Source organism: Amycolatopsis sp. NPDC034160, assembly GCF_055575355.1.
In genome coordinates this window covers 87,695-106,353 of record NZ_JBVISU010000027.1, presented here as the reverse complement: position 1 = coordinate 106,353, position 18,659 = coordinate 87,695, and the positions used below count along the sequence as shown (strand labels likewise).

Genomic DNA, 18,659 nt, shown 5'->3' with positions numbered 1-18,659 from the left:
GGGAAAAGAGGGGGTGTCCGTCGTGTATTCCACCCAAGGAATGCGTTCGTTCGGGGTGGTGGGGGGTGGCGCTCCGGTTCCCACCCCAACCCCCCCCCCACGACCACCTGGACCCACCCCCCACCGGAAGCCTCAAGACGCCATGTTCGCCTTACCCCTCAACAGAACCCTCATTAGCACTCACGACCACCTTGCAGAACCGCGCGAATTGCGCGAATCGGGCGCTCTGGTCACGAAAAATGTCCCATGTGGACGGTCAAGGCCTCGGCAGGACTTTTGACGAGCCCGAACCTGTCTCCAACGTCAGCGCGCCAGATAATAGGTGACGCGTGATGTGCCCGCTGGCTCGCCGTCAGTCTCCATCGACGGTGAACCGCACCTCACCGGCCAACCTCCGCGCCAGGTCGCGTGCCGCTTCCGGGGTGTCCGCACCGACCACCACGACGCCCGCCCGGTCGCCGGACTGGTGCACCGGGCCGATCCGGTCTCCGGGGCGGACGGCCAGTTCGGCGTGCAGCACGGCCGGATGATCCCGCACCCGCTCCCAGCCCTCGATCCGGACCAGGCGCCCAGGCCGCGGTGTGAGAAAGCGTGCCGCTCCCGCGCGGGTAGGCGCCGGGCATCCGGTGGACGGGCGTCCGAGCAGATCGTCGTAGATCAGGCCGAACAGCTCCAGGCCGGGAATGGCGTGCGCGAGCAGCCGGTGCAACCAGTCCCCGCCGGGCCGGACGTGCACCTCTCCGAGCACGACTTCGCCGTCGCACAGCCACAATTCGACGTGGAAGACGCCGAAACACAGGCCCAGCGCGGTGAGCGCGGCGGTGACCTGCCGCTCGATCTCCCGAGCGCGCTCCTCCGGCAGGTCCGCGGGAAGCAGATGCCCGCTCTCGACGAAATGCGGCGGTGGTAGCTTTTCCTTCTCGGTCACCGCGAGTACTTGCGGCCGCCCACTGAGGAACACCCCTTCCACGCTGAATTCGGGACCGGACACGAATTCCTCGACGAGGAACAGCTCGCGATCAGGCAGTGTCTCGAGCGCGGCAGGGAGATCGGCGGGCGCCGACACCTTCCGCACGCCGATGCTGGCCATGCCGTCTCGGGGCTTGACCACCCATGGGCCGGTGGAGGCGGCGAGGAATTCGGCTGCTTGCCCGGCACCCGCGCACAGTCGCACCGCCGGCTGGCGGAACCCGGCCGCGGCGAGCGCCTCCCGGCAGGTGTCCTTGTTGCGTACGCGGGAAACGGCGTCCGGCGAGTTCCCCACCGCGCCGAAGACCCGCGCGCATTCGGCGACCGCGGCGAGCACGGTGTCCCGCAGGCCCAGCACCAGCTCGAACCGGTCACCCGCCGCGAACCGGTCACGCGCCCACCGCGCGCAGGCGACCGGGTCATCGGGATCCACAACGGACACTTCGTCGGCGAGCGCGGTGACGTCCCTGGTCTCGGCCAGCAGTTCGGCACGGCTGAGGATGTGGGTGCGGATTCCGCGAGCACGTGCCTGGTTCAGCGCGTCGGAGACGATGTCCCGGCTCGAGGAGATGGGGCTCGCACCGCCCACGAACAACAGGCGAGGCACGCTCATGATCTACCGGGCCAGCAGACGGCGCAGCCAGTCGAGCCGTGCACGCTGGGCGGTTTTCGAGATGACGGCATCCGGCACCCATTCGTCGAAACTGTGGAACGCACCGGACCAGACGTGCAGTTCGGCCTCGCCACCCGCCTGCCAGATCCGGCTCGCGTACCGCACCGCTTCGTCACGCAGGGCCTCCACCGAACCGACGTCGATGAACGCGGGGGGCAGGCCCGCCAGGTCGCCCGCCCTCGCCGGTGCGGTGTAAGGGGAAACGTCGTCGGTGCCCCGGCGCTCGCCCAGCAGCGCCGTCCAGCCCGCGAGGTCGGAGAGCCGGTCCCACAGGCCGATGCCCTCCATCTGGAACGAGGATGGCGTGTCACACCGGTCGTCGAGCATCGGGCATTGCAGCATCTGCCCCAGCAGCGCGGGCCCGCCCCGGTCGCGGGCGAGCAGGCTGACCCCGGCCGCGAGACAACCGCCCGCGCTGTTGCCGCTGATGACGATCCTGGCCGGGTCGAACCCGTGCTCGCCGGCGGTCGCGGCCACCCACTCGAGCGCGGCGTAGCAGTCCTCCAGCGGTGCGGGGTCCGGGTTTTCCGGCGCCAGCCGGTAGTCGACCGCGACCACGGCGAGCTGGAGTTCCTGGGCGCGGTCGAGCTCGCCGCCGAGTTCGACGGTCCGGTTGTTGCCCGCCACCATGCCGCCACCGTGCGTGTTGTAGAGCACCGGATGCGGTCCGGGGCTCCCGGTCGGCAGGCACACGAGCACGGGGACCTCCGGTGCGCCCGGCGGCCCCGGCACCCGCAGCTCCCGGAGTTCGAACGCGCCGCCGCGCCGGATGTCCTCGTCCGACAGGCTCCCCGTCTCGGTCCGCGCCCGGCGGTCGGCGAAAAGGTCCGGCGTCAACGGGCCGCCCAGATCCGCGAGAATGTCACGCAGCGGTGCGGCCAGCTCGTGGTCGAGCGGGGGTGGCGGGCCCACCCGCGTGCCTTCGGAGCCGGGGTGGGGTTTCGTGCTGGTCATTCCGCTCCTGCCGGGTTCGACGCCGGGTCCAGGTAACGCTGGAGCAGGGCGTATGGCGGTCTCGGGGTCAGATAGAAGTGGTCGCCCGGTACGACGTGCTCGTCCAGGGCCGACGCGGTCAGCTCGCGCCACGGCCTGCGATCGGCGTCGACGTCCTCGTCGCCGAAGATCGTCGTGACCGGGCACCGCAGGACCGGTTTCAGGGGATTGGCGTAGGCGTGGAACATCGCGCCGTCGCTGACGATGTAGGGCAGCACCAGCTCCTGGAAGTACGGGTCCGCGGCCAGTTCGGCGTCGGTGCCGCCGAGCTCGATCAACCGTTGGGCGACCGACTCCGGCGCTTGGTCCTCGTACTCATCGGCGTCGGGCAGCGGTGCGTCGCGCGACCCGGAGGCGAACAGGCGCGCCGGGCCGCGGCCGAGTTCTTCCAGCCGCCGGGCGGTTTCCAGCGCGACGGCCGCGCCGAGGCTGTGCCCGAACAGGGAAACGGGCCGGTCGTCGCCGAGTGCCGCCACCGCGTCGGCGATGTCCCGGCCAAGCCGGATCAGATCCGTCGGCGGCTCCTCGGCGATCCGCTCCGCGCGCCCCGGGTAGCACACCGCGAACACCTCGACGCCGGGCAGGTTTTCGCCCCAGTCACGGAAGAACGACGCCGACCCGCCGGCATGGGGGAAGCAGACGAGCCTCGCTTTCGCCAGCGGCCGTTCGACCGCGCGGAGCAGCCAAAGCGTGGCGGCCCCGGTCATCGGGCCGGTCCCTCGGTCGCGCGCTGCCTCCTGGCCCGCAGGATACGGGCGCGCCGGGCCGCGGCCTGACGCTGCTCGGCCGACGCGCCTTGCGCTCCCCTGCCGCCCCCGCTGATCAGCTCGGCCTGCGCGGACACGGTGGTGTGCCGGAACAACGTCACGACCGACGGCCGGGTGCCGGTGTGCTGTTCCAGAGCGTTCTGCAATTGGAACAGGGTCAGCGAATGACCGCCGAGGTCGAAGAAGTTGACGTCGATGGGCACGTCGGCGAGCTGGAGGACCTCGGCCCAAGCCGCCGCCACCCTGGCGGGCATCCCCTCGGCTGTCTCGTGGCCCTCGCCGGCCGGGCCAGGCCGCCGCAGGACCTCGTCCGCCGCGTCGCGTAGCCCGACGCGGTCGAGCTTGCCGGTCACGGTGACCGGCAAGGTGTCGACCGGCTCGAACCGGCTGGGCAGGGCAGCGGGGCCCAGCCGTTCGGCCAAGTGTGCGCGCACCGAGTCCGTGCTGACCCCGGGAGACACGACCACGAAGGCCACCAACCGGGTCAGTCCGGAGTCCGGCGACACCGCGCCCGCCCGCACACCCGGCGCGCCGAGCAGGGCCGTCTCGACCGCGCCGAGTTCCACCCGATGCCCGCGGATCTTGACCTGGTGGTCGCTGCGGCCGAGAAAGTCCAAAGTGCCGTCGTCGTTCCAGCGAGCCCGGTCACCGGTGCGGTACATCCGCGCGCCTTCCACGCCGGCGAACGGGTCGCCGGTGAACGCGCGGGTGGTCGCTTCGGGACGGCCGAGATATCCGAGAGCGACGCCCGTCCCGCCGATGTACAGCTCACCCGCCACCCCTCTCGGCTGGGGAAGTCCTTCTTCGTCGAGCACGTAAAGGCGGGCACCCGGCACCGGAACGCCGATGGAGACCGGGCCGGGACGGTCGAACCTGCGGTAGCTCGCCCAGACGGTGGCCTCGGTCGGCCCATACTCGTTGACCAGCGCGACGGAGTGGCCGTGCCGGGCGAAGTGCCGCTGTACCAACGCTTCCGGCAGCGCCTCCCCCGCGACGATCACGGTGTCGACGGTCGACAGGCGGTTCACTCCGGCACGTTCGGCCGCGTCGAGCAGCACGCGGTAGAGGGAGGGGACGCACAGGAATCTGGTCACCCGGTGCGTGTCGATGAGCTCGACCAGCCGCGCCGGGTCACTGACCTCGTCGGGGCCGGCCACGACCAGGGTGCCGCCGGCCGTCAAGGTGCCCCACAACCCCGCTACCGACGAATCGAAGGCCAGCGGGGAGACCAGCAAGAACACGGAACGGCCGGGATAGACGGACCGGCGGGCGGCCGTCGAAGCGGCGAGAGCGCCGTGGTCGACCAGGACGCCTTTCGGCTCACCGGTGCTGCCCGAGGTGTAGATGACGTATGCGGGGTCGCCGATCCCGGCCACGGGAAGTGTCGCGTCCGGCGCCGGGCCGTCGTGTTCGGCGGGCACCAATCGCACGTCGAGCCCTTCGAGGCGGTAAGCCGTCTCCGCGGCGACCACGGCGACCTCGGTCCCTGCGTCTTCCAGCACCGCGGCCACGCGGCGGCGGGGCTGGGCGAGGTCGACCGGAACGTAGGCGGCGCCCGCCCGGAGCACGCCGAGCACGGTGGCGATCATCGCCGCGGACGGCGGCACCAGCACGGCGACCCTGCTGCCCGGACCTGCTCCCGCCGCGAGCAGCCGAGCCGCGACGCGCCCGGCCCACCCGTCGAGTTCGGCGTAGCTGAGCGATTCCCGGCCGTACCGGACGGCGACGGCTTCCGGCGTGCGCCGCGCGAAGTCCGCGACCAGTTCGTGCACGGGCCGGGGATCGTGGTCCGGTGGTGGGGCGTAGCCCAGGGTCAGCACGTCGGCTTCCGGGCTGTCGGTCCTCTGCCCGGTTTCGCGCAGGCGGTCACTCTGTTGCAACGAGAACATCACAACTCCTCCGGCGATGGTCGGATGCGGTGCTCGGGCCGGTTGCCACGGCGTGGCCACCCGGTGGTTCCGCCTGCCGCAGGCTCTCGGTCAGTACGGCGATCTGACGGCCGAGGGTGCGGCCCGCGAGCATCGCCCGCAACGGCACCCGCACCCCCAGTCTCTGGTGGACGCGCCGGGCGAGATGCGTGATCAGCAGCGAATCGCCGCCCAGCTCGAAGAAGTCCGACTCCGCGCCGACCTCCGGCGTACCGAGCAACTCCTGCCACAGCGCGGTCAGCAGTTCCGCCGGGCCGGGCGGCGCGGTGACCGGGATCTCCGGCGCCGTTTCCGCCGCGGTGACGGCTTTTCTCCCCATCTCGGGTGCCATCCACCGCGGTCCCGCGAACGGGTAACCGGGCAGATGGATCCGCCGCCCGCCCGCGCACACGGACGTGATCGCGAGCGGCTGACCGCGCGCCCACAACTGCCCGAGCGCGCCGAGCACCTCACGTCCGGGGGCCGACGTACGCTGCGCCGACAACGGGACGGTGGCCAGCCCCACCGCCTCGGCCAGCCCGGACAACGCCCGCCCCGGCCCGACTTCGACCAGCAGTGCACCGGGGAACCGCCGGGCGATCGCCGCGAGCCCATCGCCGAACCGCACCGGGTGGCGGGCCTGCTCGACATAATCGCGCGGGCCGATCACCGCGCCAGGGTCCACCAGCTCGCCGGTGCGGTTCGAGACGAGCGGCAGCCGTGGGCTGCCGAACTGCACCGCCGCCAATTCCCTTGTCAGCGCGGGCAAAGCAGGATCGATCAGCTTGGTGTGGAAGGCATGGGAAGTTTGCAGGACCTTCGCGTGCACTCGATCGCCGAGGAAACGCTGGAAGGCGGCTACCTCGTCCGAAGCGCCCGCCAGCACGCAGCTGTCCGGTCCGTTGGCCGACGCGAGCTCCACGTCCGCGCCCGCCTCGGCTGCCAGCGCCATCGACGTTTCCCCGTCACAGCCGAGTGCGAGCATCGTCCCCTGTGGACACTTGTGCATGGCGAGCCCGCGGGCGGCCACGAACCGGGCGGCACTGGGAAGATCGAAAATCCCGGCGAAGCAGGCGGCGGTGATCTCGCCGAGGCTGTGCCCGGCGAGCGCGACCGGTTCGACACCCAGCTCGCTCAACGCCACCGCGGCCGCGTACTCCACCGCGAACAACGCGGGCTGGGCGAGATCGGTCGCGGCCAGTTCGGTCGCGGGAAATCCGGGATCGGACAACGCGGCACGCACTCGCTCCGCGAGCGGCGGCTCGAACGCGTCGAGGCAATGTTCCAGCACCTCGCCGAACCCGGGCAGCGCATCGGCGAAGGCGGCCGCCATCCCCGGCCGCTGAGTGCCTTGGCCGGGGAACAGGAACACCACCGGCGCGCCGCCTTCGGCCGGGCGTTCGCCCCGCACGACACCGGATCCACCGGTGAGGCGTTCCGCGAGTTCCACCGGATCGCGGCCGACCACGGCCAGCCGGTGGGCGAGTTCGGCCCGACCCGCGGCGAGGGTGAACGAGACGTCTGCGGCAGGCGGTCGCTCGGCGGACAGGAGCGTGGCCAGCCGCCCGGCCGACCGGGTGAGCGCCCCCGCGTCCGCGGCGGACAGGACCACCAGCCGGTCGACGTCGTCGGCAGGACCGCCCGCGGCGAGCACGGGTGCCTGTTCGAGGACGACATGGGCGTTCGTACCACCGATACCGAACGAACTCACCCCGGCCCGGCGCGGCTCGGGGCCGGACCATTTCTCGCACGTGGCCGGGACGTACAGCGGCGAATCCGTCGATTCGAGCAGCGGGTTCAACCGGGTGAAGCCCGCCACCGGCGGCACGAGCCCATCCCGCAGCACCAGCATCGTCTTGATGAGCGAGGCGAGACCCGAGGCTGAGTCCAAGTGCCCGATGTTGGCCTTGAGCGCACCGACGGCCACCTGTCCCGGCGCCACGCCCATCCCGGAAAGCGCGGCCGACGCCGCCGACCACTCGATGGGGTCACCGACCCGGGTTCCGGTGGCGTGGGCCTCGAGGTAGCCGAGGGAACCCGCCTCGACGTCGGCGGCCGCGAGCGCGGCGCGGATCACCGCTTCCTGACCGGTGGCCGAAGGGGCGTAGTAGCCGACCTTCGCCGTCCCGTCGTTGTTGACCGCCGAGCCGAGGATGACGCCGTGCGGCTGCGGACCATCGTCGAGGACGTCGGACAGGCGGCGTAGGACGACGGCTGCCACACCGGACCCCGCGACGACACCGTCGGCGTTCTCGTCGAAGGGACGGCAGTCGCCGGACGCCGACTGGATGCCGCCGGGGACGTGCAGATGTCCGCCCTGTGGGAAGTCGATGCCCGCGGCCACGACGATGGCCTGGTCGCAGTCGCCGTTCAGCAGCGCCTGCCCGGCGAGGTGCAGTCCGACCAGCGACGACGAACAGGCGGTCTGCACACCGACCGCGAGCCCGGTGAGCCCCAGCTTGTAGGACACCAGACTGGCGATGAAGTCCGGGTCGGTGCCGTGGATGGCCTGATCGAGGGTCTGTGGGTCCAGCGGTCCGTTGGCCAGCATGGTGCGCAGGTAACCGCTGCCACTGCCGCTGGCGAACACGGCGGTCACCCGGTCGCCGCCGGGACGGCAGGCACCGGCGTCCTCCATGGCCTCCCAGGCGATTTCGAGCATCAGGCGGTGCTGAGGATCCATCAGTTCGGCGTCGCGGGCACTCACCCGCAACACGGTGTTGTCGAAGCGGTCCGCGTCGGCCAGCCTGCCGCGAACGGGGACGTAGTCGGGGTCGTCCGCGAGGTCCGCGGACACCCCGGCCTCGATCAGCTCGTCGCGGGTCAGCCGGGTGGTCAACGTCCGGCCGTCGAGCAACGCCGCCCACCACGTGGCCAGGTCCGCGGCACCGGGCATGCGCATCGCCATACCGGTGACGGCAAGGTCCAAGGACCGGTCGCGCTCCATTCCCACCCCTTCGATTCCCGCCTCCGGGCTCTTCGCGCACGGATACATGGCAAACAGATTGCCATTCGTAGCAAGCAATGGCAACCTTGTTGGCACAAGTTGGCAACTCGCCTGTGCGGGAAGCCGCCCCTCCCGCCCGAGGAGCCAGCGATGATCGATCCCACCCGGCTCGCCGATCCCGCGCTGCACGCGGACGGCGATCCTCACGCGGTGTGGCACTGGATGCGCGGGCACTCACCGGTGCACCGGCACGAAGCGACCGACCTTCCCGCGTTCTGGTCGCTGACGAGATACGAGGACGTGCGTGCCGCCTATCGCGACCCGAAGGTGTTCAGCTCCGCGCGCGGCGTGCTGTTGCGCCCGGCGAAGCTCGGCGAGGATCCCGGTGCCGGAATGACGCTGGCGTTGACCGATCCGCCACGGCACAAGGATCTCCGCGCCGTGGTCGCGGGCCTGTTCACCACCCGCGCCGTCCGGCACTTGGAGGAGTACATGCGCACGGCGGTGCGCACAATCCTCGCCGAAGCGGTCGAACGGGAGCGGTTCGACTTCGTCCACGACGTCGTCGGACGGCTTTCCATGTACACGATCGGGCACATCATGGGCGTGCCCGCCGAGGACCACGAAACGCTCTACCAGTGGACCAACGAGGCATTCGAAGCGGGAGTTTCCCTTGCCGCGCACCAGGAACTCATGCGGTACTTCATCGATCTGATGTACGCCAGGATGGCCGCCCCCGCCGACGACGTGGTGAGCCTGCTCGCCGGGGACACCGTGCAGGGAGAACTGCTCCCCGAAGAGGAGATTCTTCTCAACTGCGAGAATCTGGTCGGTGCCACGGAAAACGGGCGGCTGGCGCTGGCAGGCGGGATCTGGGCCTTCCTCGAACACCCCGGCGAATGGGAGCGGCTGCGGGCCGATCGCGATCTACTGCCCCCGGCGATCGAGGAGATCCTGCGCTGGACTTCCAGCGCGGTCCACAGCATGCGTTCGGTGACCGAGCCGGTGGTGATCGGCGGGCAGCGGATCGAAGCGGGCGACCGGGTCGTGTTGTGGGTCCCCTCGGCCAACCGCGACGAAGAGGTGTTTCCGCGTGCCGACCGCTTCGACATCGGGCGGGCCCCGAACCGCCATCTCGCGCTCGGCGGAGGCGAGCATTTCTGCCTCGGCAGCATCCTGGCCAGGGCACAGGCCCGGATCCTGCTCACCGAACTCCTCGACGCACCGCACCGCATCGAACAGGACGGGCCCGCGGCCAGGGTGCGCTCGATCGCCGTCAGCGGACCCGAAACCCTGCCCGTGCGGTTGACATCCGTCTGACCGGCGGAGGAAGGACACTTGATGGCGAAGTGGAATGTACTGCTCATCGGCTGGCGTCTGGAAGCGGTGCGGGCCCTGCACGCCCTCGGCGCCGAGGTCACCTGCGTGCTCGCCGCGGGTGAAGATCGCGACCGGGAGGGCGTGCTCGACGACGTGCATGTCGTGCCGGTGCGGGATCCGGCCGACACCGAATCCACCTTGGCCGGGCTGCAACGCCGCGGGCTCTCGGTGGACGGCTTCGACGTGGTGTGCAGCCAATACGAGTTCACCCTTGTCAACGCCTCCGTACTCGGCGGGCCCAGGGCGCCGCACCCCGCGTCGGACGCGTTGTTGTTGCGCGACAAGGATCTCCAGAAGCGAAGCATCCGGGCGGCCGGCATTCCCGTCGCGGAGTCGGCACTCGTGGTCCAGCCTGGCGATCTGGCGGCGTTCGACCATGCGCGCGGGGCGCTCAAGCCGCTGGCCGACTCCGGTACGCGGGGCGTGCGAGCCTGGCGCAGCCCGGCGGACCGCCTTGAACTGGCGCGCGAGTTCGACGTCGCGGCGGGGCCGTGGCTCGCCGAGGAATGGATCGACGGACCCGAACTGCATCTGGACGGGATCGTGCGCGACGGCCGCGTGCTGTTCGTCTCCGTCGGCCGCTACCTGGACAACGTGCTGGCGATCCGCGAGGGCGGCATCGTCGCGACCGTGGTACAGCATCCGCTGGCGTGCGACAAACTCTACGCTCGTTGCCGGGCACTGGCCGACCGCTGCATGGCCGCGCTGCGGCACCGCGACGGAGTGTTCCACCTGGAGGTCTTCGAGAACGACGACCGGCTGGTGTTCGGCGAATGCGGTGGCCGGATCCCCGGCGGATCGTTCGACGAGATGATCCGCCTTCAGCACGGGGTGGATCTGCACGACGAATGGGCGAGAGCGGTGCTGGAACTGGACTCCGCCGTGGCGCCCGAAGTCGCGGACGGCTGGTATGGAGACGTCTTCCTGGCCACCGGGCCGGGCCTGCTGCGCTCTTGTCCCGGCGAGCGGGAAATCCTCGCCCGGCCCGGTGTCCGCCATGTCGCGCTGCGGTCACGCCCCGGTGACACCCTGGCCGACGCCTCCACCGCGTCCAACATCCACGCCGGAACGGCCGTGGTCGAGGGGACCGACGAACACGACACCGCGGACCGGATCCGGCGGCTCGCCTCGTGGTTCTCCGCCGAGACCGTGCTCACTCCAGGCTGATCGCGCGTTCCCGCCTCAGGCCCGGCGGCGGGCGGAAACGACCAACAGGACGCCGACGCCCGCCAATGTCGGCCAAGCGAGCAGATGCCAGTAGAGCCAGGCTTCACCGCGAAGCCGCAACCACAGGAAAAGGCTGCCACCCGCCAGCGAACCGAGCGCCTCGCCAGTGGTCCAGCAGACCTGCCGGAGGTTGAACGACTCCAGGCTCGACTCGATCGGCAACCCGGCGAACGCCGTGCTCACCATCGGGGTGAACAGCATCTCCGCCAAGGAGAACACCGCCGCCGCGAGAACCGCCCCGGCCACCAGCGGCAGCCCCGCCCCCAGGAACAGCATCGCCACCCCGAACACCATGGTCCCCGCACCGAGCACCGTGAACGGTTTGACCCCCGCCTTGAGCAGCCGGGCGACCACCTTGGTCACGGCGGCCTGCAGCAGCACGATCAGTATCGCGGGAGCGGCGAGCAGACCAGCGCGCAAAGCCACCGAGCTGAACGAGTCAGCGACGAAAAGCGCGAAGGCGGAGAAGAACTGAGCGTAGATGAACGCGCCCACCACACAGACCACCAGCACCCGCACAATTTCCGCGCTGCGAAGGGCCTTCCCGAGGACGGCCCGGCTGACCGGCCACCTGCCGCTGGTGGGCGGCGGATATTCCCGGGACGGCATGGCGAAGCACAACGACGCGGCGCCGCCGACGTAGCACAGGGAAACGATGGCGAGCAGCAGCCGCGGGTCGACGGCGAACGTCACGCTCGCGATCAGCGGTCCCACCGCGGCCGCGGCGTTCACCGCGATCTGCAGCAGGGAGTAGATCCTGTTTCGGCCGATGTCGTCTCGCACCAGTTCCGCGACGAACACCCTCGACAGGACAAAGTGGACACTCACGCCGAGCCCGGCGAGTACGAGCAGCCCGCACAGCACCCAGCCCGCACGGACATAGGGAAGCAGCCCGAACGCGACGGCCGACAACAGCGCGCTGCCCGCCATGCCGTGCCGATAGCTCAGCCGGGGCAGCCACCGATTGAGCAGTAAGGCGGAAAGGCCCGCCGAACCCGTGTAGCAAAAGAGTCCGACCCCGACCAGTGCCGCGTTCGACGCAGATCCGCGCGATGCCAGCATCACGCCCAGCACCGGGAAAAGGCTGAACAAACCGAGGGCGACCAGCAGCTGATCCACTGCCAGAACCACGCGTACCCGGCGGCCGCCCGGCGGAACCGCGCTTTTTCGGACCTCTGCTCGCCGACCGACCCCACCCAGCATGGCAAAAATATTGCCAGCTTGTGCCCTTATTAGCAAACAGCCTGCCCACACCGGCCCACGTCGAGTTCGACCAGTTAGTCACGAAAATTGCCACATTTGGCAATTTCTGGCAGCATGACTCGGAGCCTCAGGTCCGCCATCCCCTACACCTGTCCGAGCAACCAGAGAAAGGCTTGCCCCATGACCGAGACCATCGCGCCGGCCGATATCGAGATCACTCGGCTGGCCGGGAACATCGGCGCCGAAATCCACGGCGTGGACACCACTGCCGCGCTCAGTGACCAGACCATCGCCGGCGTTCGCAAGGCGTTGCTCGACCACAAGGTGGTGTTCCTGCGGGATCAAGGCCTGGACTACGACAGCCAGGTGGCGTTCGCTCAACGCTTCGGCCCGTTGACGCTGGGGCACCCGATCTACGGCGGCCCGGAGGAACGGCCGCTGGTGCGGGAAATGGATTCACGCGGAGAAGGCACCAGGGCGAACCACTGGCACACCGACCTGACCTACCTCGCGCAGCCGCCCTCGTTCGCGTTCCTGCACAACAAGGTCAATCCGCCGCTGGGCGGGGACACCCTGTGGGCGAACACCGCGACCGCCTACGAAAGCCTGCCCAACGGCCTGCGCACCCTCGCCGACGGACTCCGGATCGTGCACTCCAACGACTCCGACTACACGGACGACACCTACGACGGCGACCAGCGCTTTCGCGCGAACTACCTCGCCTCGATCTTCGAAGCGGAGCACCCCGCGGTCCGCGTGCATCCCGAGACGGGGGAACGGTCGCTGCTGATCGGCGGCTTCGCCCGCCGCGTGGTGGGCTACAGCCCACAGGCCGGCCGCGACCTGATCCGCATGCTGCACGAGTACGCGACGAAGCCGGAGAACACCGTGCGGTGGCGCTGGCGCCTCGGAGACCTCGCCATTTGGGACAACCAGTCGACGATGCACTACGCCATCTACGACTACGGCAAGGCACACCGCAGGGGCGAACGGGTCACCTCCGTCGGCACCGTTCCGGTCGGCACCGACGGCCGCCCGAGCGTTCTTTTGCGTGGACAGGCCGACTCGTTCAGCACCAGCACCGAATGACCGGCGGGGCCGCCACGCGGCATGCCGAGGCGCCGGCCGTGACCCATCGGCCCTGACCCAGTCGTCCGGTGAGCACTACTCGGCGTACCCGGCCGGATCCGGTTGTCGAGGAGTAAGGCAAACGTGGCGTTGTCCGTGAAGGCCTCCTTCCCTACTTTCAAGGTAGGGAAGGAGGCCTTCACGGACTTCCTGGCTTGAGGGTCCGGCGAGGAGTGGGCTGGGTTGGTCGTGAGTGGCGATTCGGGTTCTAACCCGAATCGCCACTCACGACCAACCCGGCCCCACGCCTTCTGAAAGTTTTCGCAGCCGGGACCAATCCCTCCCCTGTCCGGCGCCGAAGGCCTGTCATGACACCGGGATCAGGGGTTCATCCGCAGCAGCGGGAGACCCGAGGGCGTGCGGATCTCCAGCGCCTTGATGTCCCCGGTGCGCATCGCGGTGCCGACCACGATGTGCGCGGTGTCCTTGGGCATCGCGCGCCAGGACGCCAGTTCGCTGGTACCGCCGTCGGCGTCGACGGCGACCAGGATGTAGTCCCCGGTGCGGTTGCCGCCGTAGCTGCACGTCATGTCGACCTTGGTGCCGGTGTCCGTGGCGGCAAGGGCGACCTCGGCGGTGACGGGATAGTCGCCGAGCGGCGTCATCGGATCACCGCCCGCCGCGACCGGCCCGGTCAGGACGACCGCGAGCGTGACACTGGCCGCGACGGCGACCCCTGCCGCGACGGCGGTGATCGTCCGTTGGATCCGCCTTCCCCGGCGGACCCGTTTGAGCACGGTCGGCAGCAGGTCCGGCGACGGCGACGGTTCCACCTCCAGCAGTGCGGGAGCACCGGCCTGGGCGAGCAGACCCGGGATCCCCGCCAGATCGCGCACGGACGCGGCACACCGGTCACATCCGTGAAGGTGTTTCTCGTACGCGGACCGGTCTTCCGGGGAAAGCGCCCCGAGCACGTAGGCCGCGTCGTAGGTGGCGAAGGGGTCGGTCATTGAGTCACCCCTCTTTCCTCCAATACCAGCCGCAACGCCCGCAAGGCGTAATGCGTCCGCGACTTGACGGTTCCTTCGGCCACACCCAGCCGCTTCGCCGCGTCCGCGACGGAGTAACCCTGGAAATAGCACAAAACGACCACTTCACGATGTCTCGGCGAAAGCTCGCCGAGGGCTTCGGCGACCAGCCAGCCCTGAACCGCCCGTTCGGTGCCGTCGGTGACCGCTGTCTCGGGCGGTTCACCGGTCACCACCTCCGGATGCGCCGCGGAAGCACGCCAGTCGTCGATGGCTATCCGTCTCGCGACGGTGAACAGCCAGCCCCGCGCCGATCCCTCGGACTGGTCGAGCACCTTGGCGTTGCGCCAGGCCCGCAGCAACGTCTCCTGGACGACGTCCTCCGCGCGGACCCGATCACCGCTGGTCAGGTGCAGTGCGTAGGACCACAGCGCCGCGGCGTGCTCGTCGTGCAGAGCCCGCATCAGCCGGTCCTCCGCGAATTCCTTCACCGATCCTTGCCTTCGCGAAGGAAGAGCAAAGGGAGGGCGAAGACGACACACGCCACTTCGGTGATCAGGCCCCAGAGTTCGGCCTGGGTGGTGAAACGCTCAGAGACGCCGAAGAACCCCGTCGTCAGCGAAAGCACGTACGCACCCAGCGTGGCCAAGCCGAAGCCGATCGCCGCCAGCACGGGCAGCCAGTGGTGCCAGACCAGGACGGCGACCGCGATCACCACGCCCGCCACCACGTTCACCAAAAAGAGTGGCCCGACCACGTCCGTCTCGGCGGCCCAGTCCTGCCATACGACGTAATGCACCCACGCCGAACCGAGCAGGCTCGCCGCCACCACCGCCCGCAACAACCACCGGATCATGTCCGTATCTCTTTTCGCGTGTTCGGTTCCCCTATGCCCTTGAACACGGAAAAGAAGGGCTCTCGGTTCACTTCCGCACCCGATGGTCGCTGAAATTGAACCGGATGGCTGCTTGAACCGTGTCTATGGACATGACTGCCGAACTGCATTCCCGCCGCACCGTCCTGACCACGGGGGCCGCCGTCGCCGGCGCGGCCGTCGGTGCCGTGGCCCTCACGGCCTGCGGAAGTGAAGCCCCGTCCTCCGGCTCGGCCGCCGCACCGCCCGCCGCGGCACCGGGCGAGACCCTGACCGCGCTCTCCGACCTCGAGGTCGGCCAGGCCAAGGCCGCCAAGACCGCCGACGGCAAGGACGTCATCGTCACCAGGACGGCCGAAGGCACCGCGGCCGCGTTCAGCGCGATCTGCACGCACCAGGGCTGCGCGGTCGTCCCGGAGGGCGCGGACCTGAAATGTCCTTGTCACAACTCGATCTTCGACGCGGCGACCGGCGCGGTCAAAAAGGGGCCGGCGGACAAGCCGTTGCCCTCGATCGCGGTCAAGGTCGCCAACGGCCAGGTCGTCACCGCCTGAGAAACGTCATGAGGGGTCCCCATAGGACGAAAAGTGTCCTATGGGGACCCCTCATGACACTCGCGAGTGTGAAGTTCAGCTGTCCCAGGTGAAGATCGGCTCGCCCGCCTCGACGTCGCCGCCGGTGAGCAGTCCGGAAAGGACTTCGGCCTTCGCGTCCAGCGCCACCACCGGCACGATCGGCGAGTAGCCCGCGGCCTTGACCGCCTCGGGGTCCCACTCGACGACCGGCTGCCCGGCGCGGACGGTTTCACCCTTGACGACGTGGAGGGTGAACCCCTCGCCCTTCTGCTTCACCGTGTCGATCCCGAGGTGGACCAGCACGCCGCGGCCGTCTTCGGTGGCCACCACGAAGGCGTGCGGGTGCAGGGTCACGACCGTCCCGTCGACCGGCGCGACCGCGCTCTGACGCCCGCCCGAGGGCATGACCGCGAGGCCGGGGCCGACCATCGCCTGCGCGAAGACCGGATCGGGCACTTCGGTCATGGCGGTCGTCTTGCCGCCGACCGGGCTCAGGATCTCCAGACTCACAGCAGGTCCTCGATGTCACTGGCGATCGTGTCGGCCTCCGGCCCCACGATGACCTGGACACCGGCTCCCATGCGCACGACACCCATCGCGCCGGCCGCCTTCAGCGCCGCCTCGTCGAGCAGGCTCATGTCTTCGAGCTCACAGCGCAGCCGGGTGATGCACCCCTCCACCTCGATGACGTTCTCGGCACCGCCGAGACCCGCGAGGATCTTTTCCGCCCTGTCATCCGCCATCGCGGTCTCCCTGTTCCCTGTCGGTTTCCCACATGCGAACCAGCTGTACTACGCCGTTCGCCGACTCGCACGTGATCCCTGGCCACGAACGCGTAACGGTGGTTGACACCCGCTCGTGCGACGGAGCATCCTGCCCCATCGGATCATTGGTCTAGACCGGAACGTACCAATCTTCCGGACCAGACGCGAGTACGGGTTACCCGAATCGACCGGCCCGAAAGGACGGTGACCGTCATGAGCGCTTCGGCGCAGCTGCCGCCGTCCGACCGTGTGATCAACGGACCGACGCCCAAGCACGCCCAGCTGCGGGAGATTCTGCGCCGCACGGTGGAGCGTGAGCTACCCCCCGGCTCACCGATCCCTTCGGAACGTGACCTCGCCGAGACCTACCAGGTGTCCAGGCTCACGGTCCGGTCGGCGATCGGCAAGCTGGTCGAAGAAGGGCTCCTTTCCCGCGTGCGCGGGAAAGGGACGTTCACCGCCGCGAGGCGGATGGAATTGCAGCTCTACCTGATGTCCTTCACCGAAGACATGCGCCGTCGCGGGATGACGCCGACCACGGAGGTCGTCAAGACCGCCACCGAGGTCCCGCCCGCCCCTTCGGCACACGCCCTCGGCCTGGCCCCCGGCACGCCGGCGCACCGCATCGTCCGGCTTCGCCGTGCCGACGGGGTGCCGCTGGCGGTCGAACGCGGCTGGTATCACGCCGGCCGGATGCCCGGCCTGCTCGACCTCGATCTCACCCGATCGTTGTACGTCCAACTCGCCCAGTCGTACGACCTGCGCCCGGACCACGCGTGGCAGACGGTCTGGGCCGAATCCGCGGACCGCGAAACGGCACGCATGCTCGGCATGCGGGCCGGCAGTCCGCTCCTTGTCTTCCGCCGGGTCTCCAGTGTCAACGGGGAACCGATCGAAGACATGACTTCCTGGTACCGGGGCGATCACTACCAGGTCACCATGCAGCTTGACCGGAACACCCCGGATTCCGGTCATCATCCTCACTACGGAGGTACTCGATGAGCTCCACCACCGCGGAGGGGGCGAAGAGCAAGGGCAAGGGACTGGCCGGGCTTCAGCGCTTCGGCCGCAGCCTCATGCTTCCCATCGCCGCTCTGCCCGCCGCCGCGCTCCTCAACAGGTTCGGCCAGCCCGACCTGCTCGGCGAGAAAGGGCTCGGCTGGACCAAAGTGGCCGAGGTTCTCGGTGCGGCGGGCAACTCGCTGTTCAACTGGCTGCCGCTCCTGTTCGCGGTGGGTATCGCCGTCGGTTTCGCCCGGAAGAGCGACGGCGCGACCGCGTTGGCCGCAGTGGTCGGCTTCTTCGTGTTCACCAGCGTCCTTCAGGTCTTCGCGCCGTTCTCCGAACTGCCGGGCTGGAACCCCGAGAAGCCCGCGGGCCTGATGCTCAACCCGCTCAAGTGGCCCTACAGCGTGCTGGCCGGTGTGATCGTCGGTCTCGTCACCGCGCTGCTGTGGCAGAAGTTCTACCGCATCAAGCTGCCGCCGTACCTGGCCTTCTTCGGCGGCCGCCGGTTCGTGCCGATCGTCACCGCCTTGACGCTGATGATCCTCGCGGTGCCGCTCGGCCTGGTCTTCCACTGGGTCAACGACGGCATCCAGGCGGTGGGCGAAGCGGTCACCGGCGCACCTGTGGTCGGTGGCGGTATCTACGGTGTGCTCAACCGGTTGCTGATCCCGGTCGGCCTGCACCAGCTGCTCAACGTGCCGGTGTGGTTCATCTTCGACGGTGGTGACCTCACGAAGTTCTTCGAGGGCGACCCGACCCGCGGCACCTTCATGACCGGCTTCTTCCCGATCTTCATGTTCGCCATCCCCGCCGCGGCGCTGGCGATCTGGCAGACCGCGAAGCCCAGCCAGAAGAAGATCGTCGGCGGTGTGATGATCGCCGGTGCGCTGACCTCGTTCCTGACCGGTATCACCGAGCCGATCGAGTTCTCGTTCATGTACGTCGCGTGGCCGCTGTACCTGATCCACGCGGTCCTGACCGGTACGTCGCTGGCACTGGTGAACGCGCTCGACATCCACCTCGGCTTCGGCTTCTCCGCCGGTGCGATCGACTTCGGGCTCAACTTCAACCATCCGGCGGCGAGCAGCAATGTCTGGCTCCTCATCCCGATCGGCCTGGCCTACGCGGTCGTCTACTACGTGCTCTTCCGTTTCGTGATCAAGAAGTGGAACCTGCGCACCCCGGGCCGCGAGGACGACGCGATCGAGGCCGATCTCGAAGCCACCGCGGCCAAGCCCATCAAGTAGTTTCAGCTCAGCAGAACCGAAGGCACGAA

At 69.3% G+C, this 18,659-nt stretch carries 16 protein-coding genes and 1 pseudogene; 6 read left to right on the top strand and 11 right to left on the bottom strand.

Going from position 1 to position 18,659, the window contains the following annotated elements; all coding sequences use genetic code 11:
• Positions 1 to 352 precede the first annotated feature (352 nt).
• From ACZ54P_RS35635 to ACZ54P_RS35615, 5 genes are read right to left on the bottom strand one after another with little or no spacing between them, the layout of a single operon-like run.
• Complete coding sequence (locus tag ACZ54P_RS35635; protein WP_465466011.1) at positions 353 to 1,582, bottom strand: ATP-grasp domain-containing protein; 1,230 nt, start codon at positions 1,580 to 1,582, stop codon at positions 353 to 355.
• Positions 1,583 to 1,585: 3 nt separating this feature from the next.
• On the bottom strand, positions 1,586 to 2,596 hold the full coding sequence (locus tag ACZ54P_RS35630; RefSeq protein ID WP_465466010.1) for an alpha/beta hydrolase: 1,011 nt from the start codon (positions 2,594 to 2,596) through the stop codon (positions 1,586 to 1,588).
• Positions 2,593 to 3,342, bottom strand: coding sequence for a thioesterase II family protein (locus ACZ54P_RS35625; protein WP_465466009.1), 750 nt, complete (start codon positions 3,340 to 3,342; stop codon positions 2,593 to 2,595). The genes ACZ54P_RS35630 and ACZ54P_RS35625 overlap by 4 nt, the downstream gene beginning before the upstream one ends.
• Positions 3,339 to 5,291: a non-ribosomal peptide synthetase gene (locus ACZ54P_RS35620; RefSeq protein ID WP_465466008.1), complete on the bottom strand. Its 1,953-nt coding sequence runs from the start codon at positions 5,289 to 5,291 to the stop codon at positions 3,339 to 3,341. The genes ACZ54P_RS35625 and ACZ54P_RS35620 overlap by 4 nt, the downstream gene beginning before the upstream one ends.
• The gene (locus ACZ54P_RS35615; RefSeq protein WP_465466007.1) at positions 5,269 to 8,256 is read right to left on the bottom strand and encodes a type I polyketide synthase; all 2,988 of its coding nucleotides are present in this window, start codon (positions 8,254 to 8,256) and stop codon (positions 5,269 to 5,271) included. Before ACZ54P_RS35615 ends, ACZ54P_RS35620 begins: the two co-directional genes overlap by 23 nt.
• Positions 8,257 to 8,406: 150 nt before the next feature.
• Between ACZ54P_RS35615 and ACZ54P_RS35610 the strand changes: the two genes are divergently transcribed.
• Both ACZ54P_RS35610 and ACZ54P_RS35605 read left to right on the top strand, forming a co-directional pair.
• Positions 8,407 to 9,576, top strand: coding sequence for a cytochrome P450 (locus tag ACZ54P_RS35610; protein WP_465466006.1), 1,170 nt, complete (start codon positions 8,407 to 8,409; stop codon positions 9,574 to 9,576).
• A 21-nt stretch (positions 9,577 to 9,597) separates the two neighbouring features.
• Positions 9,598 to 10,803: an ATP-grasp domain-containing protein gene (locus ACZ54P_RS35605; protein WP_465466005.1), complete on the top strand. Its 1,206-nt coding sequence runs from the start codon at positions 9,598 to 9,600 to the stop codon at positions 10,801 to 10,803.
• Between the two features lie 15 nt (positions 10,804 to 10,818).
• Here ACZ54P_RS35605 and ACZ54P_RS35600 read toward each other — a convergent pair whose 3' ends face one another.
• Positions 10,819 to 11,982, bottom strand: coding sequence for an MFS transporter (locus ACZ54P_RS35600; protein WP_465466004.1), 1,164 nt, complete (start codon positions 11,980 to 11,982; stop codon positions 10,819 to 10,821).
• Between the two features lie 264 nt (positions 11,983 to 12,246).
• On the opposite strand from ACZ54P_RS35600, the gene ACZ54P_RS35595 reads away from it, so the two are divergent.
• The gene (locus ACZ54P_RS35595) at positions 12,247 to 13,155 is read left to right on the top strand and encodes a TauD/TfdA dioxygenase family protein (protein WP_465466003.1); all 909 of its coding nucleotides are present in this window, start codon (positions 12,247 to 12,249) and stop codon (positions 13,153 to 13,155) included.
• A 359-nt stretch (positions 13,156 to 13,514) separates the two neighbouring features.
• Here the strand turns inward: ACZ54P_RS35595 and ACZ54P_RS35590 are convergent, their stop codons facing one another.
• Genes ACZ54P_RS35590 through ACZ54P_RS35580 form a run of 3 tightly spaced genes read right to left on the bottom strand, consistent with a single transcriptional unit; the run spans position 13,515 to position 15,018 of the window.
• Positions 13,515 to 14,144 carry an anti-sigma factor family protein gene (locus ACZ54P_RS35590; RefSeq protein WP_465466002.1) on the bottom strand — a complete coding sequence of 210 codons (630 nt, stop codon included), beginning with the start codon at positions 14,142 to 14,144 and terminating at the stop codon, positions 13,515 to 13,517.
• Entirely contained in the window at positions 14,141 to 14,653 is a 513-nt protein-coding gene (locus ACZ54P_RS35585) for a sigma-70 family RNA polymerase sigma factor (RefSeq protein ID WP_465466001.1), read from the bottom strand. The genes ACZ54P_RS35590 and ACZ54P_RS35585 overlap by 4 nt, the downstream gene beginning before the upstream one ends.
• Entirely contained in the window at positions 14,650 to 15,018 is a 369-nt protein-coding gene (locus ACZ54P_RS35580) for a hypothetical protein (protein WP_465466000.1), read from the bottom strand. The genes ACZ54P_RS35585 and ACZ54P_RS35580 overlap by 4 nt, the downstream gene beginning before the upstream one ends.
• A gap of 131 nt (positions 15,019 to 15,149) precedes the next feature.
• Between ACZ54P_RS35580 and ACZ54P_RS35575 the strand changes: the two genes are divergently transcribed.
• Positions 15,150 to 15,590 (top strand): QcrA and Rieske domain-containing protein, encoded by a 441-nt coding sequence (locus tag ACZ54P_RS35575; RefSeq protein WP_465465999.1) that lies wholly within the window; start codon positions 15,150 to 15,152, stop codon positions 15,588 to 15,590.
• Positions 15,591 to 15,665: 75 nt separating this feature from the next.
• Here the strand turns inward: ACZ54P_RS35575 and ACZ54P_RS35570 are convergent, their stop codons facing one another.
• Positions 15,666 to 16,121: a PTS sugar transporter subunit IIA gene (locus tag ACZ54P_RS35570; protein WP_465465998.1), complete on the bottom strand. Its 456-nt coding sequence runs from the start codon at positions 16,119 to 16,121 to the stop codon at positions 15,666 to 15,668.
• Positions 16,118 to 16,363, bottom strand: a pseudogene (locus tag ACZ54P_RS35565) (PTS sugar transporter subunit IIB); the annotation flags it as partial. The gene ACZ54P_RS35570 and the pseudogene ACZ54P_RS35565, both read right to left, overlap by 4 nt.
• 225 nt (positions 16,364 to 16,588) lie before the next feature.
• Between ACZ54P_RS35565 and ACZ54P_RS35560 the strand changes: the two are divergent.
• Together ACZ54P_RS35560 and ACZ54P_RS35555 are read left to right on the top strand one after the other, a co-directional pair.
• Positions 16,589 to 17,377, top strand: coding sequence for a GntR family transcriptional regulator (locus ACZ54P_RS35560; RefSeq protein WP_465465997.1), 789 nt, complete (start codon positions 16,589 to 16,591; stop codon positions 17,375 to 17,377).
• Entirely contained in the window at positions 17,374 to 18,630 is a 1,257-nt protein-coding gene (locus tag ACZ54P_RS35555) for a PTS transporter subunit EIIC (RefSeq protein WP_465465996.1), read from the top strand. Before ACZ54P_RS35560 ends, ACZ54P_RS35555 begins: the two co-directional genes overlap by 4 nt.
• Positions 18,631 to 18,659 lie beyond the last annotated feature (29 nt).